This is a genomic window from Legionella waltersii, assembly GCF_001468085.1.
Taxonomy (GTDB): domain Bacteria; phylum Pseudomonadota; class Gammaproteobacteria; order Legionellales; family Legionellaceae; genus Legionella; species Legionella waltersii.
Genome location: NZ_LNZB01000006.1, coordinates 85,460 through 109,088 on the forward strand (window position 1 = coordinate 85,460; position 23,629 = coordinate 109,088).

Below are 23,629 nucleotides of genomic sequence, written 5' to 3' on the forward strand. Positions count from 1 at the left end.
ACAAAATGAAGGTACACAGTAGCAAATGGATTTTGCTTTTATCCTTATTAATTCCCACGATCTCTTATGCCGCTGAAACGGTAGAGCAGCATGAGCCTATCGCTTCTGTTTTGCTTGGAGTGATGAGTATTTTATTTCTTGCTCTCATTGGCCGATGGCTGGCAAAGCGCTTTAATCAACCTGCAGTTCTTGGGGAATTGATCATTGGAGTTGTGGTTGGCAACTTGTTCTATTATTTTGGAAACCAATTGGTAGTCATTCTTCGAGAGGGATCATCCATCTATGATGTTATGAAAGGGTTACTATCTGGTCAAACTCTCAATGAAGCAGTTTCAGGTATTATTCCAAATCCCATTTATGCGAATGAAATCATCTCAGCTTTAAGCGGAATAGCCGGAACGGAGTATCTGAAAGTAGCCTATATTGTGGATATCTTTTCTCGCTTTGGGGTTATTTTTTTACTGTTCATGGTGGGACTTGAAACATCTCTTGATGATTTGAAAAAAACAGGCAAAGAATCCGTGCTTGTTGCACTAATAGGGATTATCGCTCCTATGGCACTGGGCTATCTAGTCGCTTATTTTATGTTGCCTGCTGGGTCTTATAAGGTAGATTTATTCATTGGAGCGACCTTAAGTGCTACTAGTATTGGGATTACTGCGCGAGTACTTAAAGAAATGAATCAATTAGGAACTCGAGAGGCAAGGACTATTTTGGGGGCTGCCACTCTTGATGATATTTTGGGGCTTATTATACTAGCAGTTGTTAGCAGTATCGTAATTAGCGGAGTTGTAGATATTCAGCGTGTCATAACAATTATAATCTCGGCATTGGTATTTTTTGCCGGCACCTTATTAATTGGCCCATGGGCACTTGAAAGGGCGGTTCGGCTATTTAAATTTCTGGATCCCTGGGAGTCTAAATTATTTATTTCTTTTTTATTTATTATGGTCTTAGCTTGGCTTGCTTCCTTCATACAGCTGGCTTCTATCATTGGTGCTTTTGCAGCGGGCGTGATTTTACATGATGATTATTTTAAAGAAGAAAAAAATCCTCAAAAATCAGCTAGAAGTATTCATCATTTAGTATCCCCCTTAGAAGCTATCCTTGCGCCAATGTTTTTTATCCTGATTGGCATACAAGTCAAGCTAGAAACCTTTTTAAGCTGGAATGTTATTGGTATTGCGGTTGGTCTGCTCATTGCAGCAATTTTAGGTAAATTAGTCAGTGGACTTGGTGCTAATCGTAAAGACGACCGCTTACTTATCGGTATAGGTATGTTACCTAGGGGAGAAGTTGGTTTGGTTTTCGCATCCATTGGTAGAACCTTAGGGGTGATTAACGACAATATATTCTCTGCCGTGGTGTTAATGGTTGTGGTGACTACTTTTATTTCTCCACCTTTATTAAAATTACGTTATCGGGCAAGCAAAGTATGAATGATGTATTGTCGCAAGTGTCGTTTATGGTTAAACAGGCATTGAATGAAGATATTGGAACAGGTGATGTAACCGCTTCATTGCTTCCACATGATTTATTGGTGGACGCAGAAATTATTTCAAGAGAACCTATGTTAGTTTGTGGCCAACCATGGGTGAATGAAGTGTTCAAGCAAGTTGATGACTCTATTGACATCGACTGGAAAGTGTCTGAAGGAGAGTGGTTAAGCACAAAAGCGTCATTATGTAATCTACAGGGGCCCGCACGTAGTATCTTGACAGCAGAAAGAACAGCATTAAATTTTTTACAAACTCTTTCGGCTACGGCAACACAAACCCATAGATACGTTCAACAATTGAAAGGTACAAAGGCTCGTTTGCTTGACACACGGAAAACGATACCTGGATATCGATTGGCACAAAAATACGCTGTTCTTCTTGGAGGTGGGCATAATCATCGTTTAGGCCTATACGATGCTTTTTTGATTAAAGAAAACCACATTAAAGCCTGTGGTTCAGTGACAAATGCCATTCAAAAAGCGAGAGAGTCTAATAACCAATTATTCATTGAAGTGGAAGTAGAAACTCTTGATGAACTTCGCGAAGCATTGGAGGCAAGTCCTGATCGAGTTTTGCTCGATAACTTTACGCTGGATCGGTATATTCAAGCCGTGTCAATGAATAAAGTTAAGCAAACTAAGCTTGAAGCATCTGGGGGAATAACTATTGAGAACATCGCAGAGGTGGCAAAGACAGGTGTTGATTATATTTCAGTTGGCGACATTACCAAATCCATTAAAGCCATTGATTTAAGTCTATTAGTTCGGGAAGTATTATGATGCCAAGTATTGTGTTTACAGGAGGAGGAACTGCAGGGCATGTGACCCCTAATATTGCTTTAATGAAGCAATTCAAAGAAGAAGGATGGGAGATTGCTTACGTTGGAGCACCTAAAAGTGTAGAGAAAGACATGATATCCTCCTTGAAGATGCCCTTTTATGAAGTCAGTAGTGGTAAGTTACGTAGGTATTTTAGTTTAAAAAACCTGTTGGATCCCTTTAAAATCCTCTGGGGAGTTATTCAATCCTTTGTACTCTTTTATAAGCTAAAGCCAGATGTTGTGTTCTCCAAAGGTGGTTTTGTAGCTTTTCCTGTCGTGGTTGGTGCTTGGCTAAACCGCATTCCAATAGTTGCTCACGAGTCAGACATGAGCCCAGGTCTAGCTAATCGGTTATCCTACCCGTTTGTAAATAAAATTTGCCTGACTTTTGAGGGTGGAAAAAAGCATTTTAAGCGACCTGAAAAAATTGAAGTCACAGGCACTCCTATTAGGGAACAGCTGTTTTTAGGCGATCGAGTCAAGGGTCTACAGCTTTGTGGGTTTAATGAAAATAAGCCTTGTCTGCTTGTGATAGGTGGGAGTCAAGGTGCTGGTTCCATTAATACTGCTGTTCGCGGCGCATTGAAGCAAATCCTTAACGACTTTCAAGTTATTCATTTATGTGGGAAAGGCAAGTTGGATAATGGTTTTAATGGAACTGAAGGGTATTTTCAGCTTGAATATGCTAACGAAGAATTAGCTGATTTATTGGCTGCGTCAGCTGTCGTGTTATCAAGATCGGGTGCAAATTCGCTGTATGAAATATTGGCTTTAGGCAAACCCCATCTATTAGTACCATTGTCAGCAAAGGTGAGTAGAGGAGATCAAATCCAAAATGCCAACTACTTTAAACAGCTAGGAATCAGCTTGGTGATAGAGGATGAAGCACTGTCTCCTGAATCATTGCTTAATGCACTGAACGAATTAATTACGAATAGAGGTAAGATTGAAAAGAAGATTAAAGCATTACACATAGAATCAGCTACCTCTAAAATAGTGGCCTTAATTAAGGAGCAAGCCCATGTTCAATCCCCAAGGACTGTATGATTTTGTATCTCAACAGTGGGATGAGGAAATCCTTCCTAGTTTATGTGATTACATAAAGATACCCAACAAGTCACCGCATTTTGATGCAAATTGGCAAGAGCATGGCTTCATGGAGCAAGCTGTCAATCATATTGCGACTTGGTGTAGGCAACATGCTCCCAAAGACATGACTTTGGAGGTTGTTCGCTTAGACAATCGTACTCCCCTTATATTTATGGAGGTTCCTGGGCAAATTGATGAAACTGTATTGCTGTATGGGCATTTGGATAAACAACCAGAAATGAGTGGTTGGCATGATGATTTACATCCTTGGAAACCAGTTTTGAAGAATGGCCTCTTGTATGGACGTGGGGGTGCAGACGATGGATATTCTGCTTATGCCTCCCTTACTGCTATACGTGCTTTAGAGGAGCAAGGATTACCACATCCTCGTTGTGTGCTGATTATCGAGGCTTGTGAAGAAAGTGGAAGTTATGATTTGCCTTATTACATTGAAGCTTTAAAGGAACGGATTGGTAAACCTTCATTGGTCATTTGTTTGGACTCAGGTGCAGGGAATTATGAGCAACTTTGGATGACCACTTCATTACGAGGTAATTTGGTGGGTAAGCTCACTGTCGAATTAATTAACGAAGGAGTGCATTCTGGCAGTGCTAGTGGAATTGTGGCTGACAGTTTTAGGGTGGCAAGGAATTTAATCAATCGCGTAGAGGATGAGATAACTGGCGAGATAAAATTACCTGAGCTTCACTGTGAAATCCCTCAGGAGAGAATTCAACAAGCTGAACAGTGTGCTGAGATTTTAGGGGACACCGTATTTAGCGAGTTTCCTTGGTGGGAAGGTGTAAGTCCTGTGGTTATGGATAAAAAGCAATTAATTCTGAACCGAACATGGAGGCCAGCGCTGACAGTGACTGGAGCAGATGGGTTTCCTGCTGTTGCTGATGCAGGAAACGTAATGCGACCTATTTCTGCTTTTAAATTATCCATGCGTTTACCTCCTTTGGTCAATCCTGAATGTGCTGGAAAGGCAATGAAGGACGCATTAACCAAATCCCCTTTGTACAATGCAAAAGTTGATTTTAAGATGGAAAGCGGGGGCTCAAAAGGTTGGAATGCACCAAAGTTATCAACTTGGCTTGCTAAAGCGGCGGATGAAGCCTCAATGGCTTATTATGATAAACCTGCAGCTTATATCGGCGAAGGTGGAACCATCCCGTTTATGGGTATGCTTGGTGAGAAGTTTCCTCAAGCTCAATTTATGATTACGGGAGTTTTGGGACCACATTCAAACGCACATGGTCCAAATGAATTTTTACACCTTGATATGGTTAAAAAATTAACTGCTTGTGTATCCTACGTATTATTTCAATTTAGCCAAGAAAAATAATAAGAATTAACCTCGACATTCCAGCAAAAAGTTGAGATACTCCTTTGCGGCTCTGGAACGAGCCGCTTAGTCCAACAATTAGGAGAAAATTATGAAAGCAAGATTCATTGCACTGTTATTGTCTATTTTTATCACTTCATATCCTGCGCAGGCAGATAATAATCACCAAGCACTTAAACCCTCTGCCACTGAAGTTATCGCTAGGATAAATCTTAATAAAGCCGATGTTTCATCGTTAACTGGATCTTTTAAAGGAATCGGAAAAAAACGTGCGGAAGCAATCATCGAATACCGAGAAAGTCATCATGGGTTTAAATCTATAGAGGAGTTGGCATACGTGCGTGGAATAGGGCAGCGATTTGTTGATAAAAATAGAGAAAAGTTAAAAGAAATCTATGAGGTTAGTTAAGAAATCCTGTTGATTATATGAATTTTTCAAACGCCGCAGCTTGTCTGCGGTGGTTAGTTCAAAAAAAATCTTGTGTTACAACTGTCGATTTTTGGTCGAATATAGGATAAAGTAGCACAAAAAGAAAAACGGGGTAGTACTACTAATGTTCAGGAAATTAAGGGGTGTGTTTTCTAGCGATTTGTCAATCGATTTGGGAACAGCAAACACGTTAATTTATGTAAGAGACAAGGGAATCGTATTAAACGAACCTTCTGTTGTAGCTTTGCGTAATGAGTCTGGCCAAAAAAGAGTGGCTGCAGTAGGTCTTGAAGCCAAAAGAATGTTGGGTAGAACACCAGGAAATATTAATGCAATTAGACCAATGAAAGATGGTGTGATAGCAGATTTCTTTGTGACTGAAAAAATGCTCCAACACTTTATTCATAAAGTTCATGAAAACAAATTCCTAAGGCCAAGTCCTCGCGTTCTCGTTTGCGTTCCTTGTGGATCTACACAAGTGGAGCGTAGAGCAATCCGCGAATCTGCTATGGGTGCTGGTGCTAGAGAGGTCTTCCTAATCGAAGAACCTATGGCTGCTGCTTTGGGTTCAGGAATGCCAGTTGAAGAAGCGAGCGGTTCCATGGTTGTAGATATTGGTGGAGGAACCACTGAAGTAGCTATTATCTCTCTGAGTGGGATTGTATATCACCAATCTGTTCGTATTGGTGGGGATAAATTTGATGATGCGATTGTTTCTTACGTTCGCCGAAATTACGGTACTTTAATCGGGGAAACTACCGCTGAGCGCATTAAACATGAAATTGGTTCGGCGTTTCCAAGCAGAGATTTGTTTGAAATTGAAGTTCGCGGCAGAAACCTAGCTGAAGGTGTTCCACGTAGCTTTACATTAACCAGCGCAGAAATATTGGAAGCTTTACAAGAACCTCTATCTGGGATAGTTGGTGCTGTTAGAGCTGCACTAGAGCTAGCTCCACCTGAGTTAGCAGCAGATATTGCAGAAAGAGGCATGGTACTTACTGGGGGTGGTGCACTGTTGAAAAACATTGATACTTTGTTGATGGAAGAAACAGGGTTGCCAGTATTAATTGCCGAGGATCCATTAACCTGTGTTGCACGAGGTGGTGGTAAAGCATTAGAAACCATGGATTTGCGTGGCGGTGATTTCCTCTCAACAGAATAAAAACCAAAATAGGTTATTTAGCAAGGGCGGGCATAGTCCAATGGGATTTGCCATTGCCCTTGTGTTTTCTATTTTTCTAATGTTCGCCGATTACCACTACCGTTATTTAGATAGCGTGCGGAGCGGGTTTTCATTAATCGTTTCTCCTTTGCAATATGCTGTAGATTATCCAGTTCGAGTTGTTGGCTGGGTTCAATCTTTAGTCAGTGCTAAGAAAGCACTCATCGATGAAAACATACGACTTAAATACAAACAAACCATGTTGGAAGCAGAATTGCAAAAGTTATTAGCAATTCAAAAAGAAAACTCCCAACTGAAAGAGCTTTTATTAACTTCTTCAAAAGCTGAAATGCAAGTGATGGCCGCACAGATTCTTGCTGTCGATACCAGTGATGCAAGACAAATTGTGGTATTGAATAAGGGCAAGCGAGACGGTGTATATGTAGGACAACCAGTTCTTGATGCGAAAGGTGTAATGGGGCAGGTTATCGATGTTGGGCCGTTTACTAGTACTTTATTACTCATTTCAGATTCGAAAAGTGCGGTACCAGTACGTAATAACCGAACAGGTGAACGAGCTATTTTAGTCGGTACTAATAATATCGAGCAATTGTCTTTGATTAATCTGCCGAAGACGTCTTCAATTCATCCCGGGGATGTTTTAGTGACTTCTGGTTTAGGTAGAAGATATCCTGAGGGGTATCCTGTGGGCAAGGTGGAGCAAGTAAGTAGCTTACCTGGCGAAGATTTTGTAAAAGTTTTTGTCAATCCAGTTGCTTTACTTAACCGAAATCGATTGGTATTGCTGATTTGGCCTGATGATGAGCAAGAACAACTAACCTCGCAAATCAATGAGCGTTTGAATACACAGGAGAGCAGTGCATGATTGTGCCCCAGGTGCGCTTATGGATAGGTTTCCTTGCTGCTTTAGCCTTATCAATACTACCTATGCCAGAGTTAATCTCAGGATTCAGGCCCCCATGGGTTTTGCTCTTTGTAGTATACATAGAGTATTTTTTACCGGGGAATTTTAAACTTATTTCTTTAGTGCTTGTTGGCCTTTTTTTAGATGTACTCCTATCGTCAGTGATTGGTGAGCATTCATTTGCATTATTGCTGGTGACTTGGATTGCTTCATCAAAATCTAGACGGTTTCAATTTTTCTCCATGATTCAACAAATCTGTTTAATTGGCTTTTTTTGCTTACTTTATCAATTTTGTATCGTGTTTATCGATTCTTTACTTGGTTTAAATTACAGAGTATACATGCCCTTTACTAGTGCGCTGATGGGGATGTTTATTTGGCCTTGGATCAGAATACTTGGTGATTCATCCTTATTCATACGACTAATTTATAGATAAACATCAGGTGTAGATTAATTTAAATTCGCCTGGCGCTAGATTATCTAATGTCCAATTTCCAATTCGGTATCTGACTAAACGTAAGGTTGGGAAACCAATAGCCGCTGTCATTTTACGAATTTGGTGATTTTTCCCCTCCCTTAATGTAATTTCTAACCAGGTTGTTGGTATGTTTTTCCTTTCTCGAATTGGCGGGACTCTTGGCCATAGATTAGGTTCATCAATAATACGAATATCTGCAGGTAAGTACTGAATATCATTTAATTTTAATCCATTTCGAAGTACTTGAAGCTCTGTATCATTGGGAATGCCCTCCACTTGAACCCAATAGAGTTTTTTCTTGTTAAATTTGGGGTGGGTTAATCGATGTTGGAGTTGTCCATCATTGCTCAAGAGCAATAGCCCTTCACTATTTTTATCCAAGCGCCCCGCAGCATAAAATCCTGGCATGTTGATGAAGGCAGAAAGTGTTTCTTCAGGCTTTTCTCCAGTAAATTGTGTTAATACCCCAAAGGGTTTATTGAACAATATTATCTCACTCATGGTACATAGGTCTTTGGATTGATTTAAACAGTGTAATTACTATACAATTACACATTTTACTCTTTATGGTGATGCATGTACATGAAATGGACATTGTTATTGATGGTCATCTTGACTCAAGTGGGGTGTGCTGTGAATCATAAGGTAATGGTCGGTGATGAGGCAGTGATTGTTCAAGAGTACAAAGGCGAGGGCAAAACGTATGTTCACGTTCATCACAATGAGCAAACGGCCTTAAAAGCAGCGAAAACAGTGATTCGTAAAGACGGTGGTCGTTTGATCACCTTGGTTCACTCTGGAGGAAGAAATATCGTTTTCCACTTAAATGATCAACGTTATGAATTTGATCCTAATCGGATATATACGGACATAGGTATTAAAAAAACCCTAACGCAATACAGCCATTATACACCTGAAGCCCATCGAGAAGTTAAAAAATTAGCAAGTCAAATAAAAGCCTTATTACCAGAAGGTAAAGTAGTAGCAGTACACAATAATTCATCCTACTCTTTAAAGGATTACTTACCAGGACATGAGTTAGCTAGGGATGCTAAGAAGTTGCACATGAGTCCTGATAACTATTTTAGAAATTTTTATTTAGTGACCAAGCTTACTGATTACCTTCGATTAAAACTTGCTGGATTTAATGGGGTATTACAAAAAACATCCGCGACAGATGATGGGTCATTGTCCATTTATCTTGCTAAACAAGAGTATATTAACGTAGAAGCTGGATATGATCAGCTTGCTGAACAAATTAAGATGCTTCTTCATGCCTAGGGCCTATTAACAAGTCTACTGCCTTAGACTAATCAGTTTGATTTTCTGAGATCCGCTGCTCACATTCTTCAATGTATGTTGCGCTACGATTCTCGAAAATCAAACTTTCTAGGCTCAAGCCAGCAAATGGTTAACACACCTTATGCAGGTCTATGCAAAAAAGCATTTTAACGATGAAATTATTCTTTGCGATATTTGGGAATCAGCGATATCGCATGCTATCATTTATGTTTATGTGTTTATCAATTTACGGAGTCGTCAATGTCATACGATAAAATTAAAGTTCCAGCTCATGGCGAAGCAATTACGGTTAATAAAGACAATTCTTTGAATGTGCCTAATACCCCTATAATCCCATTTATCGAAGGTGATGGTATAGGTGTTGACGTAACTCCGCCTATGATTCGAGTTGTGGATGCTGCTGTTGAGAAAGCCTATGACGGCAAACGTAAAATTGCTTGGATGGAAGTTTATGCTGGAGAAAAGGCGACTAAGGTGTATGGAAGTGACCAATGGCTCCCTAGGGAAACGTTAGAGGCGATGAAAAAATACGTTGTTTCTATTAAAGGTCCCTTGACCACTCCAGTGGGTGGTGGTATTCGTTCTTTGAACGTTGCAATTCGTCAAGATATGGACCTCTTCATTTGCATGCGACCAATTCGATATTTTAATGGTGTACCAAGTCCAGTCAAAGAGCCATGGAAAACCGACATGGTGATTTTCCGAGAAAACTCTGAAGACATTTATGCTGGAATTGAGTGGCAAGCTGATACCCCTGAAGCGAAGAAGGTTATTCAATTTTTAACTCAAGAAATGGGTGTTAAAAAAATTCGTTTTCCAGAGCATTGCGGCATTGGGGTGAAACCAGTTTCTAAAGAAGGTACAACTCGATTAGTAAAAGCAGCGATTCAATACGCGATTGATAATGATCGTCAAACTGTTACGTTTGTGCATAAAGGCAACATCATGAAGTTTACTGAGGGTGCATTTAAAGAGTGGGGATATCAAGTTGCACGTGATGTTTTTGGCGCTAAAGAATATCAAGGCGGTCCATGGATGGAGTTTAAAAATCCAAAAACTGGTAAGCAGATTATTGTAAATGACGTGATTGCTGACGCTTTCTTACAACAAATTCTATTAAGACCAGAAGATTATAGTGTGATAGCCACTTTAAATCTAAATGGCGATTATATTTCTGATGCGTTGGCAGCACAGGTTGGAGGAATTGGAATTGCACCTGGTGCTAATAGGAGTGATGAGATGGCAGTTTTTGAAGCAACTCATGGAACAGCGCCTAAGTATGCTGGCCAGGACAAAGTAAACCCCGGTTCTATCATTCTATCTGCTGAAATGATGTTAAGACATATGGGATGGTCTGAGGCAGCAGATTTGATCATTAGAGGAATGGAAGGAGCCATCGAAGCCAAGACAGTAACTTATGATTTTCAACGTGGAATTCCTGGTTCAACTTTGCTGAGTAGCTCAGAATTTGGTGGAGCTGTTATTCGTCATATGTAATTGGGGGTTAGCGTTTCGTTTTTTTGGAGGGAGCTTTGCTCATCACTTTGTTTCCCTTGCCATTGAGGTTTAATGGCAGGGTTCAATCGAGCCGTGCGCGTAAGCAAGTGGAATTTCTTACGCAAATAAATCCGCTCCCTCACGGTCGCGGCTTGGATTAGACCGTGAATCTCTTGAGAAGTGAAGAAAAAAATGGCCCCAACAAAGCCCGTTTTTTAGATAACAAAAAATTAACATTCAATTGCACTCTAACTAATCATTATGACATTGAAAATTTCAAAGACTAATTTTTTCAATAAAAATAACGAAATTTACTGGCCAAATGTGTGTAGGGAGTCTATAAAAATAGTAAGAGGTTGTAAGTTATGAGTGGGCGAAATTTAGAGGAGAATATCCCAGTTGGTATTGCCGATACTGAACTGAGTACGGATGTCAGGACGGCGGTAAAAGTACCAAGGAGATACAAAGTAGTTTTGCTTAACGATGACTATACACCGATGGATTTTGTTGTGGAAGTACTGAAGCAGTTTTTTCATTTAAATGAAGAGATGGCAATTCAGGTAATGTTGCAGGTTCATTTTCAGGGAAAAGGGGTATGTGGGATATTTACTAGAGACATAGCAGAAACAAAAGTAGCTCAAGTAAATGCCTATGCCAGAATGAACGAACATCCACTGCTTTCGAGCATGGAGCCCGAATAAAAAATGTGTTGGGTTGGTAAGGAGCAACGACAATGTTAAATAAAGAACTAGAATTCACCTTGAATCTAGCTTTCAAGGAGGCAAAAGAGAAGCGTCATGAATTCATGACCGTCGAACATTTGCTGTTGTCTTTGCTTGATAACCCTGCTGCAGGTAATGTTTTACAAGCATGTGATGCAAATATAGAGGCCTTACGCAGAGACCTCGTTGAATTTATAGACGAAACCACACCAAGAATCCCTGAGGATGAATTGGATAGGGAGACTCAACCCACATTAGGATTCCAACGAGTTTTACAACGAGCTGTGTTTCATGTGCAATCCGCTGGAAAGACCGAAGTAACTGGAGCAAATGTTCTAGCAGCAATCTTCAGTGAACAAGAAAGCCAAGCAGTCTACTTTCTACGAAGAGAGAATATTACCCGATTAGATGTCATCAATTATATTTCTCATGGTGTTTCAAAATATCAAAATAATGATATGCACGAAAACATGAACTCCTCAATGGATGAGGACATGATGATGAATGAGGGTAATGAATCACCACTAGAAAGCTACTGTACTAATTTGAATAGACGAGCTAAACAAGGAAAAATTGATCCATTAATTGGACGTCATGAGGAAACTCAACGTACGATCCAAGTTCTTTGTCGTCGCAGAAAAAACAATCCTTTATTGGTTGGTGAAGCTGGTGTTGGTAAAACAGCCATTGCAGAGGGATTAGCAAGGCAAATAGTGGATGGCGATATACCAGACTCAATTAAAGGTTGTGTTGTTTATTCTCTGGATTTAGGGGCATTACTTGCTGGAACTAAATACAGAGGAGATTTTGAAAAACGTCTAAAGGCTGTTTTGAAACAGCTCGGTCAGCAACCCGGCGCTGTTTTATTTATCGATGAGATTCATACGATTATTGGTGCAGGTGCAGCCTCAGGAGGAGTGATGGATGCCTCCAATTTAATTAAACCACTCTTAGCGAATGGTGAATTAAAATGCATAGGCTCTACCACCTATCAAGAATACAGAGGCATCTTCGAAAAAGACAGAGCGCTAGCAAGGCGTTTTCAAAAAATTGATATCTCCGAGCCAACTGTTGATGAAACGTTTGAAATTCTTAAAGGACTGAAAGGGCGTCTGGAAGAGCATCATGGGGTTAAGTTCTCTATTCCTTCATTAAAAGCCGCTGCGGAATTATCAGCAAAATACATTAATGATCGTTTTCTACCCGACAAAGCGATAGATGTAGTTGATGAAGCTGGAGCTTATCAGAATTTATTAACTGCGAATAAGCGTAAGAAAATTATTAGCGTCACTGAAATAGAAAGTGTCGTGGCTAAAATCGCTCGAATTCCAATCAAGAAGGTCTCTGCTAGAGATAAAGATACTCTGAGGAATTTAGAGCGTGACTTGAAATTGCTTGTGTATGGACAAGATCAGGCTATTACTGCTCTAGCATCAGCGATTAAATTAGGGCGGTCAGGTTTAAGAGAGCCACAAAAACCAGTTGGTTGCTTCTTGTTTGCAGGTCCAACTGGAGTTGGTAAAACGGAGGTCACAAGGCAGTTAGCTAATGTGCTAGGTATAGAATTGCTACGCTTTGATATGTCTGAGTATATGGAAAAACACACTGTATCTCGTTTGATCGGCGCACCTCCAGGCTATGTAGGATATGACCAAGGTGGCTTATTAACCGAAGCGGTTACAAAAAATCCTCACGCTGTCCTATTGCTTGATGAGATTGAAAAAGCCCATCCTGATGTGTTTAATTTGTTATTGCAAATAATGGATCATGGGACTTTGACTGATACCAATGGTCGTCAAGCGGATTTTAGACACATCATTTTAGTAATGACAAGTAATGCTGGGGCAACCGAAATAGTTCGTAATTCGATAGGGTTTTCTACACAAGACAACACCAACGATGGTTTAGAGGTTATTAAAAAACAATTTAGTCCTGAATTTAGAAACCGATTGGATGCCATCATTAACTTTGCTCCATTAGACAATCAAACCATTGGTTTAGTTGTTGATAAATTCATTATGGAATTGGATGAGCAGTTGAGTCATAAGGGAGTGACATTTACAGTGGATAAATCTGCTAGGGAATGGTTGATGGAGCATGGGTATGATAAATCCATGGGAGCTCGCCCAATGGCTAGATTGATTCAAGAAAATGTGAAAAAGCCACTTGCTGATGAACTGTTGTTTGGCAAGCTTATGCATGGCGGTCATGTCATATTGAAAGTTAAGGACGGTAAACTACACTTTGAAAGCCACGATCATCGTGAAGGCGTTTTTTAAGTGAGTGACCTATGTTTTGTATCAAACAAGGCATAGGTCTATCATCAATTCAAGCTCATCTTGTTTTATAGTTGATACCTAATTACTGAACAGCTATAGATGCAGCATTTTATAGTTAGATTTAGCTTACATTATTCAGTTTTATCGCTATAATATTTGCTTTATTCCCCAATGAAATTTATATGCTTTCCGTAATCATCATTACTAAAAATGAAGAGTCAAACATTAGACGATGTTTAGAGTCTGTTCGCTTTGCTGATGAAGTCATTGTATTGGATTCAGGCAGTACTGATAACACGATAGCTATTGCTAAAGAGTTTACTGATAAGGTTTATTCCACGGATTGGCAAGGGTATGGAGTTCAGAAGCAACGAGCTCTTTTAAAGGCAACAAGTGATTGGGTGCTAAATTTGGATGCAGATGAATCAGTTAGCCCTGAATTGCAAAATGAAATTATTGAAGTGATAAACTCGGATGCAGCTGATGCCTATCGTATACCCATACAAATGGTATTTTACAAAAAACCATTAAGATACTCAGGCAGTCCTAAGCGTCACATTCGATTATTCAAAAGGAAGAATACAGCGTACAGCGCGGATATTGTGCATGAAAAAATAGTGGTTCCTAGTACAGCTAAAGTAGGTAGGTTAAAAAACCCCATTATGCACCACTCCTTTAAGGACGTGCATCATGTTCTTTATAAATTAAATAAATATTCTTCTTATAGTGCCAAAATTCGAATTGAGTCTAAAAAAAGTATAGGTATGGCTAAGATATTACTATCCACAACGTGGATGTTTTTTAGATCGTATGTTTTGCAGAGAGGTTTTTTAGACGGCCAACCCGGATTTTTATTTGCAGTATTTAATGCTCAGGGAACTTTTTACCGGGGTATTAAGCAAATATATAAAGACAAAGAGCTAGGTCATTTACCTAAGGTATCAACTCCAGAGGACGAATTGTGCAATTAAGCTTATCCAGTGCGAAAGGTTTGTTATTAGCCCCAGTTTTTTTTGTTTTGTTTACCTTTTTCATACCGATTAGCCCTACCATTAAATCAATTTGTTTTGTGTGCAGCTTGATAGCAATCTTGATTGTGCCTGAATATAGAAATCTTATCAAAGAAGCGTTTGGCACGCTATGGGGAAGGGCTGCCGCAATTCTCTTCGTATATATTGTTATTGCTACTCTATGGAGTCCTGCCCCGTATTTGGATCAGCTAGGAGTCGTTGGTAAGTATTGTAAACTTATTTATCTACCTCTGCTGGCTGTAGGTTTTATGAGTCCTAAAGTAAGAAATTGGAGCATTAATGCCTACTTAGCAGCAATTTTCCTAACGTGTATTATTTCAATGTTGAAGGCACTGAACCTAATAGAGTCACAAGATCCCGGGATGGTGTTTTATAATCATATCATCACTGGATTCATGGTGGCTTTGGCTGCTTATTTAGCAGGCTTACAGATGTTTAAAAATAGTGGATGGCTCCGGAGCATCTATTTATTTTTATTGGTATTTACAAGTTATCAAGTTCTATTTATTAATACAGGAAGAACAGGGTATTTAGTGTATATCGTATTGATGGTTTTATTACTGGTACAGACCCTGTCCATTAAGAAAGCTGTGTTAGGTTTATTAGTATTTACTGGGACTATGAGTTTGGTTTACCAATTTAGTCCGGTAATGCAGATTAGAACATTTGAATTATTAAAAGATATTCAACAATTACAGCATAATAATAAAAATACCTCATTAGGGTACCGAATTCAGTTTCATCATTATGCGAAACAATTAATGATGAAGAATCCCTGGATTGGCATTGGTACAGGTGGATTTAAATACAGCTTTGCAAAAGATGATCCTGTTCCAAGCTGGGGTAAAGAGCTCACGGATCCTCACAGTCAGTACTGGATGATTTTGGCAGAGCAGGGAATAATTGGTTTGTTTTTATTCATCATGTTTCTAGCAAGTTTATTTGTTACTGCGTTCCGTGTTTCAGAAAGTAGACCCATTTTACTTGGTGTATTAATCGCTTTTTGTATTGGCTCAATCTCAGATACCATACTGTGTTATTCAACCGCCGGCTATTTATTAATTGTATTAAGTGCCCTTTGTTTTGGTGAGTTAATTGCTAACAAAAGGACATCAGAGGAGACTAAAATCCAGAATGCCAACTCGACCCACCTTAATCATTCAGGAGGGGAAGCCGCTTTTTAGGATAGGGCTTACGAAAAAAGCCCTTGAGTTCAAAATCCTATGGAGTATAACCCCTAATAAATGGCTATTTTTTCTATGGGTTTCTGCAATGAACATTCTTCAGAATAAGAACCATCATTACAAAGTACGAGTCCCTCAGCATTTACATTTGACATAACACCACCATGCCATAAGCAACAGCCTTTTAAAAACTGTAGATCCATTACCGCATGGCGAGTGCAATAACAGGTAGAGTAGAAGCCATTTTGGCATACAAGCCGCCCTGCAGATGAATCACAATAGTTAATTCCTCCCATGCTTCCACAACAGCCCTCTGCAAAGACTGATGGTACGCTCAGAAATAGTAGGCCAGCTAAGGATATTGATTTTATTGTTTTTATTATCATTTTAGTTTACCTGAGGGGTCTTTACTTTAAGAATAGCACAGGACTTATGAAAAACCCCAGTTTCTTTGTTAAAAACTGACTTTCAATTCGAGCATCTAGTTTATCTAAATTCCCTTATTGGAATCGATGTTTGCCTCGATCTTTAGCTTTTCATAAATTCTGTAGCTTACTATTGGGTCAAATAAAATGAAACACCAATTGTGGATAGGTTTCGAGTAAATAACAGGTTGCTAACCCAGACAACAAACCAAACAAATGCCCTTGCCAGGAAACGCCTTTTTCCCCAGGGAAAATACCTAAAAATAGACCTGCAAAATAATATAGGCTTAAAACACCTAGAATAATGGTTGTTACTGTCCCGTGCTGATAAATATTGTACACCAAAAAGCCCCAATAACCGGTGATAATTGCGCTTGCTCCAACATGCAGGCCAGGTTTAGCAAATAACCAAATGCTTAAACCACTGAGCAAAGTGATCATGAAGGTCACTGTCAAGTAATAATTGAGACCATTAATCAGAATAAAATTACTTAAAACAACCAATGGTATTGAATTGAAAAAAATGTGATTAAAATTGACATGAAGTACAGGGGCAAAGACAATACCACGGAGACCAATTATTCGGCGTGGTATTATTCCCAGCAATAAGAGATTCCTAAATACTCGAGTGACTATAAACATAGTCCATGGAATAAGAAGTATGATGCCCAGAACATACAAATTATTCTTGGTCTGACTAACGATTTGAGTTAAGCTCGTTAATAATTCACTAATCATGATTATTTGTTATTGTTCTCCGCGGTAGTCGGCTTAGTATTGGGTTGTAAAGGCGGCTTTGGAGTAATTGCTATATTCCGATATTGTACAAATAATAATGGCTCTACTAAGGTTTGATTTACTATCATTGTCCAATGTAAGTGGGGACCAGTTGCTCTTCCAGTCATTCCAATAAGCCCAATAAGTTGTCCTTGTGTTACTTTATCACCAATTTTAACGTCTATTTTGCTTAGGTGAGCATAAAGCGAGAAAACACCCATCCCATGATCAAGAATCACAGTGTTACCTGTAAAGAAATAATCTCCAGTTTCTACAACAGTACCATTGTTAACGGCATACACAGGTTGGCCTTCTTGAGCGGCTATATCTAGTCCGGAGTGTGGATCTCTAGGTTGTTTATTATAAAATCGATTAAGCCCAAATAAGCTCGATACAGGTCCAGTAATTGGGGCTGTAAATGATTGTTGGAATGGATTTTCATTTGAAAAATGCGCGAAAATGTCCGTTAATTTTTTTGTTTCTTTCGCAATTCGTTTTAAGTCCTGAGGTTGCGGATCGACTTTGCTTAAGTCTTTAATAGTTAGGTATTGGGTATTATATAATTTGTTGCTCACGTGGAAAGGGATAGTTGTTTTGATTGGTTTCGTAATTTGTATGTATTGTATAGAGTCCGTTTTTTTTAAAGGGATAGCAACGATAAGTAGCCATTGATTTTTTTTATCACTTGGAAGAACAACGATTCGACTTCCCTCATAATAAGCAGTGGGTTCCTGCTTAATATCAATAGGTATAATCGTTAGACCTCCATTCACTGAATGGTTTTCTGGTAAGGCTATAGCAAAGCAAGGGGTTAAGACAAACAGCAAATTAATAATGAAAGTGAATAGACATTTATACATGGCACTGTTTAGTCCTTTATCAGAGTTACTTCACATGTTAACCGCCCTTTAGATAAAATGATATCCAGGGCATCCCCAACTTGAACTTGTTTGCTAGTAAACAGAATTTCCTCTTCTTTTTTTACTATAGCATACCCTCTATCAAGTGTGGCCAAAGGGCTGACCACATGTAATGTCGATAGGCAAGTTATTAATCGTTGCTTAGAATCATTGAGTTTACGTTTAATCTCTTGCAAAAGTTGCACTAAAAGTTGTTTCAACCTCATCTGCGCTTGAGCCACCTGTTTTATAGGATTATAGCTATGCAGTGTTGTTGAGTAGAGATGCAATACGTGTTGCTGTTGTTTTAATGCATTTTGGATGGTAAATATGAGTTGTTTTTCCAAATAATCAAGGGTTTGCCAGTGATTACCAATGGCTTGCTTAGGAGAAGCAATTTTATCGACCAAGTGATTGATCTTAATTTGTAAAGCCTGATGAACTCTGAGAATCGCTTTGTACAGTCTGGATTCGAGAGCTTCTATCAGGGCAAAAAGATCAATACTATTAGGTGTTACGGCTGCAGCTGCAGCGGTTGGAGTTTCTGCCCGATAATCGGCTACAAAATCAGCGATTGTAAAATCGGTTTCATGACCTACACCAGAAACAACAGGGATTTTGCTTGAAACTATGGCTCTCGCTAATTGTTCGTCATTAAAAGCCCATAAATCTTCAATGCTCCCTCCGCCACGAGCTAGAATAAGAACTTGGCAGCGATTTTGTTGATTTGCAAGATTTAAAGCACTCACCAATTGTTGTGAGGCTGTTTGCCCCTGAACTTCACTTGGGTAAATAATGATCTTGGCCACTGCAAATCGACGACCTAAGGTCGCTAAAATATCTCTGATAGCTGCTCCGTTAGGTGAGGTAATAATTCCAATGCTCTCAGGAAACTTGGGTAAAGCTCGTTTTCGTTCAGGATTAAATAGTCCTTCTGTGGCAAGTTTATTTTTTAATTCTTCAAATTGTTGATACAAAGCCCCAAGTCCGGCCTCAGTGATTGCTTCCACAATTAATTGGTATTCACCACGAGCTTCATACACGCTTAATTTTCCGCTTGCTACTACATGTTGGCCATCAGAAAACGTATTGCGAGTGTTATTGGTTTGTCTGTTTTTAAAAAAGGCACAGCGAATCTGAGCAGCACTGTCTTTTAAAGTGAAATAATAGTGACCGGATGATGGCTTACTTAAATTAGAAATTTCACCCTCAACATGCACCACCCCAAAATCATGCTCAAGAAAACCTTTAACTTGTCTGTTTAATTGGCTTACAGTAACTATCGATAATTTTGAATCCATATTGGAAAAAACCCACTCATATATAGTGACTTATTTAAAAAAACTCAGGTTATAGCAAATCAAACTTTGATTTGAAATCCTAAGTTATTATATGATGGTTTATTAAATTAAAGAAATTGAGGATGTCCAATGAAAAAGACGCTATTTATAGCGACAATCTTTGTATCCTCCATTGCTACCGCCGATACTTTGTATGATGCTGTCCAACATGGCATGATTGCTAATCCCGATGTATTGTTAAATACCGCGAAAGGATTGTCAGCAAAACAAGCCATCGATAAAGCAAAAGGCGCTTATTATCCTTCAATTGATGTGACCGGTAGCTTTGGTAGGGAGAGGAGTCAAAACCCTACTAGCCAAGCTATTGATTCATCAGGAATTGCAATTTTAAATAGAACGGAGTCAATGGTAGAGCTTAGGCAAAAGCTATTTTCTGGTGGGGGAGTAGTCAACGAAGTAAAACGTAATCAGTATTTATCCCAAGCACAAGAGTGGAGAACTCAAGGGGTTGCTGAAGATCTTGCTCTAGAAATCACAAAGGATTATTTAGCGGTCCTGTTGCATGAACGATTGTACAAATACTCTATTTCAAATTTGGCTGCACACCATGCCGTTTTTAAAATGATTAAAGAACGCGCAGATGCTGGAATATCTAGGTTGGCAGAAGTTGATCAAGCACAAGCTAGGTTAGCTTTAGCTGAGGCGAATAAAATTAGTGCGTTGGCTAATTTACAGGAAGCACGCATCAATTATGCAAAGGCTGTTGGGAAATGGCCAGAGAATCTTAAACAACCCAAGATACCTTCTCGTGCAAGCTTGCCAAGTAATTTAGCAAAAGCGATTGAAAAAGGTTTGGACAATCATCCAACGGTTAAATCAACCTATGCAGATGTGAAACAAGCAAAGGCACAATTTGAAGTCGCTCGAGCAGGGTATTATCCTCAAGTCGAGTTTGTGGTGCATGCTTCAAACAATAAAAATCTAAGTGGATTGTATGGCCCAAATAATTCGGATCTAGCAGCTATTCGAATGACTTATAATGCCTTCAAGGGCGGAGCTGATTCCGCTGCTGTTAGAGAGACAGCTTATCAAGTGCAAGAGGCCTATGAAACGAAAAACCGATCTCTATTGGAACTAAAGGAAGCTATTCGCTTGGCTTGGAATGCTTATGTATCTGCTGGGTTAAGGTTATCCCCTCTTAAAATGCATGTGTTTTCCTCAAGGAAAACAAGAGCGGCCTATCAAGATGAGTTTAAAATTGGAAAAAGAACGTTGCTGGATCTCTTAGATTCACAAAATGAATATTATCAGTCCCAAATTGAATTAGCTCGTGGAGAGAATGATGAAATACTTTCTCGATACAGGATACTCAATGGCATGGGCTGTTTATTAAAATATTTGAGTTTGAAATTACCTGAAAATGTCGTTAACAACGATGTCTATTCTTCGGCTCAAACTAATATTTTACTGGATAATAGAATGGATGGAGTCCCTTATCCTAATAACACAGATAATTCCATGGCTTTAACTCATCCATTGAAGAACATGGACAGGACGCCACTCACTCAATCCATGCTGGATAAGAATACAACTTATCCAAAACAAGTAACGCCCAAGTCCTGGTATGTTTCAGTCAGTTCTTTTAAAGATAAGAAACAAGCAATGGTCTTGGTTAATCACCTTGTTGAGCTAGGATTTAGTGCATTTATTAGTCCATATCAGAATTTGTATGCTGTTTTCGTTGGCCCTTACGAATACCGTGGTCATGCTGGTAATGGCATGGAGAGAATAAAGGAATTAGCCCATGTGCAGGGAGTACTGGTTGCCTTTAAAGAGCCACCTAAAAAAATATAATTCTAGATTAGGTTTATTCTTAAGATTAAGCCTTATCTTATTTGTGTTTAATGGATTTCCAATACTAGCTTACTCACAAATTACAGTTGAAAAGATCAAAACATTAGCTCTCCAATACCAAGGAGACGCTCAAAAGCGATTTAATGCATGGGCTAAATTAATGGCTTCTTTGAAAAATAAGCCAGAACTAGAACAGCTTGAGAAGGTGAATTCTTTTTTTAATCAATTTGAATACCAGCCTGATACTGGGCTAGGGGATAATGATGATTATTGGAAATCCCCTATAGAGTTCATCGTTGATGGGGGAGGGGACTGTGAAGATTATGCAATCATCAAATATTTCAGTCTAATCACACTCGGTGTGCCTACTGAGAAATTAAGGATTACCTACGTAACCTCTTTAACTCTAAACCAAGCACATATGGTTTTATCGTACTACCCTTCACCTGAGGCGGAACCACTTATTTTGGATAGCTTGGAAAGTAAAATCAAAAAAGCGTCTAAGCGTCCTGATCTAAAACCGATCTATAGTTTCAACGGTGATGGTTTATGGTTAACAAAAAAAATAGGTCAAGGAACTTCTGTTGGTGATCCAAGAAGTTTGAACAAATGGAATGATCTGATAAAACGGATGGAATAAGAAAGGTGATACTACCATGACATTAACGAAAAAATTAGCGGTGGGTGTGTTAATCATGTTGTTCTTAGTATTCATAGGAACTTACCTGATTACTATGAATAATGCACGAAATTTCTTCATTCAACAGGTGGAAAGTAATGCTCAGGACACGGCTACCTCATTAGGTCTTTCTTTGTCTCAACCTTTGATTAGTCATGATTTGCCGACCATTAACTCCATGGTGAATGCGGTGTTTGATAGGGGATATTTTTCGTCAATTAAGCTCAAAAACATGAAAGGAAAAATACTTGTATCTAAAACTCAACCCAGTCAACACTGGGATATTCCTAATTGGTTTGTAAATCTTGTTTCTTGGCCTACTTCAGAAAAAACATCATTAGTGATGGATGGTTGGATGCAAGCCGGTGTTGTAGTCGTTGCGGGTGATCCAAGCTATGTCTATGTTTCCTTGTGGAGAAATGCAGTTGAAATGGTCAATGCTTATTTATTGTTTGCCATTATTTCTCTAGCCTTAGTCGTTGCATTTATTCAATTTATATTAAAACCTTTAAAGCGAGTCACCAATCAGGCCCTCGCTATCTCAGAGCATGAGTTTCCTATAGAAACGCACATCCCTAAAACCCCAGAGCTCAAGCAAGTGACCTTGGCTATGAATCAGATGGTGAGTAAGATCAAATCTTTTTTTGAAGACCAAGCTCAACAAACTGAAGCATTACGGGTTCAGGTGTACCAGGACACACTAACAGGGATGAATAATAGACGATACTTTTTACAGCAATTGACATTGCTTTTAGAACATGAAGATGAATTTGTTCCTGGTTATGTGCTAATGCTTGTTGTAGATGGTTTGGATGAATTAAACCATAAAGAAGGTTATCAGCAGGGTGACAATTTAGTGTTAACGGTATCTAAGCTCTTTCAGGAGTTTTGGAAGCAATTGAGTGTAAGCACTTTAGCACGAATTAATGGTTCCACTTTCGCGCTGATCAGTCATGAAACAGATCCAAACAAATTTGAAAAAGAATGCATTGAATTTGAGAAATCAATTAAGCAAGCTGTAAGTGGAGTTGATTTGTGTGCAATTTATATGGGTGCTTCAAGTTATTTTTTGCACCAATCAGTTTCAAACTTATTAACCGTTGTTGATCAATCGGTTAAAAAAGCACGAGAAAATGGTGTATTTTATTGTCATAAAGAACATGAGACCTACAAATATTCCCATACGATTAATCAGGATGACATTCGACACGCTTTAGACCGTAAAAAAATTAGTTTGTATTCCCAGGAAGTTACTGATGGTAAGCAATGTCTTCACCATGAAGTATTTGTTCGTATTCATGATGATGAGTTAGGTGAGTTTGGAGCTGGTTATTTTATGCCAATTGCTGAAAAATTAGGCATGGCCTCGTTGATAGACTTGTATGTACTTAAAGCAATATCTACATTGGATAAAAACTTAAACACTAAGTATGCACTTAATATTTCCGAAAACACTTTAGCAGATAAACTCAATAGCACGGCTTACTTGCAACAATTAACTAAAATACCAGAAGGAATTTTAAAAAATTTAGCTTTAGAACTCAATGAGCTGTACGTCATTTCTCATTTCTCAAATGTGAAGCAATTTATAAAACAAGCCAAAAAATTAGGTGTAGCGATTGGAATCGACAGAGTCGGTGTGCAATTTTCTCCACTGCAATATTTAAGTAACTTGAATATCGATTATTTAAAATTGCACGGTAGTCTAGTTTCAGATATTGAGGACAATGAGAGCAAGCAATTTTTTATCTATTATTTTAATGAAATGGCTCAAACAATGGATGTCCAAGTCGTTGCAACTCAAGTTGAGAATAAGGAACAATGGAGTGCATTGCAAAAGGCCCATATAAAATGGGGTCAAGGTCGCTTTCTTGCAAAGGTGGAGTTAATTAAACAGGCGGCCGACTAAGGTCGATTTGATTATATT

22 protein-coding genes are annotated in these 23,629 nt (G+C 38.9%); 17 read left to right on the forward strand and 5 right to left on the reverse strand.

What is annotated here, in order from left to right; genetic code table 11:
• Positions 1-5: 5 nt before the first annotated feature.
• From Lwal_RS01375 to mreD, 8 genes are all read left to right on the forward strand, one after another.
• Positions 6-1,439 carry a cation:proton antiporter gene (locus tag Lwal_RS01375; RefSeq protein ID WP_058479137.1) on the forward strand — a complete coding sequence of 478 codons (1,434 nt, stop codon included), beginning with the start codon at positions 6-8 and terminating at the stop codon, positions 1,437-1,439.
• Positions 1,436-2,278, forward strand: a complete 843-nt coding sequence (nadC, locus tag Lwal_RS01380) for a carboxylating nicotinate-nucleotide diphosphorylase (protein WP_058479138.1) — start codon at positions 1,436-1,438, stop codon at positions 2,276-2,278. The genes Lwal_RS01375 and nadC overlap by 4 nt, the downstream gene beginning before the upstream one ends.
• The gene (locus Lwal_RS01385) at positions 2,275-3,366 is read left to right on the forward strand and encodes an undecaprenyldiphospho-muramoylpentapeptide beta-N-acetylglucosaminyltransferase (RefSeq protein WP_058479139.1); all 1,092 of its coding nucleotides are present in this window, start codon (positions 2,275-2,277) and stop codon (positions 3,364-3,366) included. Before nadC ends, Lwal_RS01385 begins: the two co-directional genes overlap by 4 nt.
• The gene (locus Lwal_RS01390) at positions 3,341-4,756 is read left to right on the forward strand and encodes a M20 family metallopeptidase (protein ID WP_058479140.1); all 1,416 of its coding nucleotides are present in this window, start codon (positions 3,341-3,343) and stop codon (positions 4,754-4,756) included. Before Lwal_RS01385 ends, Lwal_RS01390 begins: the two co-directional genes overlap by 26 nt.
• 91 nt (positions 4,757-4,847) lie before the next feature.
• A complete protein-coding gene (locus tag Lwal_RS01395; RefSeq protein WP_058479141.1) occupies positions 4,848-5,165 on the forward strand; it encodes a ComEA family DNA-binding protein in 318 nt (105 codons plus the stop codon).
• Between the two features lie 145 nt (positions 5,166-5,310).
• Entirely contained in the window at positions 5,311-6,348 is a 1,038-nt protein-coding gene (locus Lwal_RS01400) for a rod shape-determining protein (protein WP_011213320.1), read from the forward strand.
• Positions 6,326-7,234: a rod shape-determining protein MreC gene (gene mreC / locus Lwal_RS01405; RefSeq protein WP_058479142.1), complete on the forward strand. Its 909-nt coding sequence runs from the start codon at positions 6,326-6,328 to the stop codon at positions 7,232-7,234. Before Lwal_RS01400 ends, mreC begins: the two co-directional genes overlap by 23 nt.
• On the forward strand, positions 7,231-7,710 hold the full coding sequence (gene mreD / locus Lwal_RS01410; RefSeq protein ID WP_058479143.1) for a rod shape-determining protein MreD: 480 nt from the start codon (positions 7,231-7,233) through the stop codon (positions 7,708-7,710). The genes mreC and mreD overlap by 4 nt, the downstream gene beginning before the upstream one ends.
• A gap of 3 nt (positions 7,711-7,713) precedes the next feature.
• On the opposite strand, the gene Lwal_RS01415 is transcribed toward mreD, so the two are convergent.
• Positions 7,714-8,253: a pseudouridine synthase gene (locus Lwal_RS01415; protein WP_058479144.1), complete on the reverse strand. Its 540-nt coding sequence runs from the start codon at positions 8,251-8,253 to the stop codon at positions 7,714-7,716.
• 81 nt (positions 8,254-8,334) lie between these two features.
• Between Lwal_RS01415 and Lwal_RS01420 the strand changes: the two genes are divergently transcribed.
• The 6 genes from Lwal_RS01420 to Lwal_RS01445 all read left to right on the forward strand — a co-directional run bounded on the left by Lwal_RS01420 (position 8,335) and on the right by Lwal_RS01445 (position 15,767).
• Complete coding sequence (locus Lwal_RS01420) at positions 8,335-9,033, forward strand: protein tyrosine phosphatase (protein WP_095197641.1); 699 nt, start codon at positions 8,335-8,337, stop codon at positions 9,031-9,033.
• Between the two features lie 261 nt (positions 9,034-9,294).
• Positions 9,295-10,551 carry an NADP-dependent isocitrate dehydrogenase gene (gene icd / locus Lwal_RS01425; RefSeq protein ID WP_058479145.1) on the forward strand — a complete coding sequence of 419 codons (1,257 nt, stop codon included), beginning with the start codon at positions 9,295-9,297 and terminating at the stop codon, positions 10,549-10,551.
• Positions 10,552-10,916: 365 nt separating this feature from the next.
• Positions 10,917-11,252, forward strand: a complete 336-nt coding sequence (clpS, locus tag Lwal_RS01430; protein ID WP_058479146.1) for an ATP-dependent Clp protease adapter ClpS — start codon at positions 10,917-10,919, stop codon at positions 11,250-11,252.
• 32 nt (positions 11,253-11,284) lie between these two features.
• Positions 11,285-13,552, forward strand: a complete 2,268-nt coding sequence (gene clpA / locus Lwal_RS01435; protein WP_058479147.1) for an ATP-dependent Clp protease ATP-binding subunit ClpA — start codon at positions 11,285-11,287, stop codon at positions 13,550-13,552.
• A 182-nt stretch (positions 13,553-13,734) separates the two neighbouring features.
• Positions 13,735-14,523: a glycosyltransferase family 2 protein gene (locus Lwal_RS01440; protein WP_058479148.1), complete on the forward strand. Its 789-nt coding sequence runs from the start codon at positions 13,735-13,737 to the stop codon at positions 14,521-14,523.
• Complete coding sequence (locus tag Lwal_RS01445) at positions 14,514-15,767, forward strand: O-antigen ligase family protein (protein WP_058479149.1); 1,254 nt, start codon at positions 14,514-14,516, stop codon at positions 15,765-15,767. Before Lwal_RS01440 ends, Lwal_RS01445 begins: the two co-directional genes overlap by 10 nt.
• 53 nt (positions 15,768-15,820) lie before the next feature.
• Here the strand turns inward: Lwal_RS01445 and Lwal_RS01450 are convergent, their stop codons facing one another.
• The 4 genes from Lwal_RS01450 to xseA all read right to left on the reverse strand — a co-directional run bounded on the left by Lwal_RS01450 (position 15,821) and on the right by xseA (position 19,169).
• Positions 15,821-16,153: a neurogenic locus notch gene (locus Lwal_RS01450; RefSeq protein ID WP_083500008.1), complete on the reverse strand. Its 333-nt coding sequence runs from the start codon at positions 16,151-16,153 to the stop codon at positions 15,821-15,823.
• A gap of 177 nt (positions 16,154-16,330) precedes the next feature.
• Positions 16,331-16,930, reverse strand: a complete 600-nt coding sequence (locus Lwal_RS01455) for a rhomboid family intramembrane serine protease (protein WP_058479150.1) — start codon at positions 16,928-16,930, stop codon at positions 16,331-16,333.
• A gap of 2 nt (positions 16,931-16,932) precedes the next feature.
• Entirely contained in the window at positions 16,933-17,829 is an 897-nt protein-coding gene (locus tag Lwal_RS01460; RefSeq protein WP_058479151.1) for a M23 family metallopeptidase, read from the reverse strand.
• Between the two features lie 8 nt (positions 17,830-17,837).
• Positions 17,838-19,169, reverse strand: coding sequence for an exodeoxyribonuclease VII large subunit (gene xseA / locus Lwal_RS01465; RefSeq protein ID WP_058479152.1), 1,332 nt, complete (start codon positions 19,167-19,169; stop codon positions 17,838-17,840).
• Between the two features lie 129 nt (positions 19,170-19,298).
• Between xseA and Lwal_RS01470 the strand changes: the two genes are divergently transcribed.
• The 3 genes from Lwal_RS01470 to Lwal_RS01480 are packed head-to-tail and all read left to right on the forward strand — an operon-like array spanning position 19,299 to position 23,611.
• Positions 19,299-21,023: a TolC family outer membrane protein gene (locus tag Lwal_RS01470; protein ID WP_058479153.1), complete on the forward strand. Its 1,725-nt coding sequence runs from the start codon at positions 19,299-19,301 to the stop codon at positions 21,021-21,023.
• Positions 20,992-21,663: a transglutaminase-like cysteine peptidase gene (locus tag Lwal_RS01475; RefSeq protein ID WP_231951024.1), complete on the forward strand. Its 672-nt coding sequence runs from the start codon at positions 20,992-20,994 to the stop codon at positions 21,661-21,663. The genes Lwal_RS01470 and Lwal_RS01475 overlap by 32 nt, the downstream gene beginning before the upstream one ends.
• 16 nt (positions 21,664-21,679) lie before the next feature.
• A complete protein-coding gene (locus tag Lwal_RS01480) occupies positions 21,680-23,611 on the forward strand; it encodes a bifunctional diguanylate cyclase/phosphodiesterase (protein WP_058479155.1) in 1,932 nt (643 codons plus the stop codon).
• Positions 23,612-23,629 lie beyond the last annotated feature (18 nt).

Bases quoted from the DNA above. Each gene is read 5' to 3' on its own strand.
- Lwal_RS01375 (WP_058479137.1), top strand. From the start codon at position 6: ATGAAGGTACACAGTAGCAAATGGATTTTGCTTTTATCCTTATTAATT.
- Lwal_RS01480 (WP_058479155.1), top strand. From the start codon at position 21,680: ATGACATTAACGAAAAAATTAGCGGTGGGTGTGTTAATCATGTTGTTC.
- Lwal_RS01385 (WP_058479139.1), top strand. From the start codon at position 2,275: ATGATGCCAAGTATTGTGTTTACAGGAGGAGGAACTGCAGGGCATGTG.
- xseA (WP_058479152.1), bottom strand. From the start codon at position 19,169: ATGGATTCAAAATTATCGATAGTTACTGTAAGCCAATTAAACAGACAA.
- Lwal_RS01470 (WP_058479153.1), top strand. From the start codon at position 19,299: ATGAAAAAGACGCTATTTATAGCGACAATCTTTGTATCCTCCATTGCT.
- Lwal_RS01395 (WP_058479141.1), top strand. From the start codon at position 4,848: ATGAAAGCAAGATTCATTGCACTGTTATTGTCTATTTTTATCACTTCA.
- clpA (WP_058479147.1), top strand. From the start codon at position 11,285: ATGTTAAATAAAGAACTAGAATTCACCTTGAATCTAGCTTTCAAGGAG.
- mreD (WP_058479143.1), top strand. From the start codon at position 7,231: ATGATTGTGCCCCAGGTGCGCTTATGGATAGGTTTCCTTGCTGCTTTA.
- Lwal_RS01440 (WP_058479148.1), top strand. From the start codon at position 13,735: ATGCTTTCCGTAATCATCATTACTAAAAATGAAGAGTCAAACATTAGA.
- clpS (WP_058479146.1), top strand. From the start codon at position 10,917: ATGAGTGGGCGAAATTTAGAGGAGAATATCCCAGTTGGTATTGCCGAT.
- Lwal_RS01420 (WP_095197641.1), top strand. From the start codon at position 8,335: ATGAAATGGACATTGTTATTGATGGTCATCTTGACTCAAGTGGGGTGT.
- Lwal_RS01460 (WP_058479151.1), bottom strand. From the start codon at position 17,829: ATGTATAAATGTCTATTCACTTTCATTATTAATTTGCTGTTTGTCTTA.
- Lwal_RS01450 (WP_083500008.1), bottom strand. From the start codon at position 16,153: ATGATAATAAAAACAATAAAATCAATATCCTTAGCTGGCCTACTATTT.
- Lwal_RS01390 (WP_058479140.1), top strand. From the start codon at position 3,341: ATGTTCAATCCCCAAGGACTGTATGATTTTGTATCTCAACAGTGGGAT.
- nadC (WP_058479138.1), top strand. From the start codon at position 1,436: ATGAATGATGTATTGTCGCAAGTGTCGTTTATGGTTAAACAGGCATTG.
- Lwal_RS01455 (WP_058479150.1), bottom strand. From the start codon at position 16,930: ATGATTAGTGAATTATTAACGAGCTTAACTCAAATCGTTAGTCAGACC.
- Lwal_RS01415 (WP_058479144.1), bottom strand. From the start codon at position 8,253: ATGAGTGAGATAATATTGTTCAATAAACCCTTTGGGGTATTAACACAA.
- icd (WP_058479145.1), top strand. From the start codon at position 9,295: ATGTCATACGATAAAATTAAAGTTCCAGCTCATGGCGAAGCAATTACG.
- Lwal_RS01400 (WP_011213320.1), top strand. From the start codon at position 5,311: ATGTTCAGGAAATTAAGGGGTGTGTTTTCTAGCGATTTGTCAATCGAT.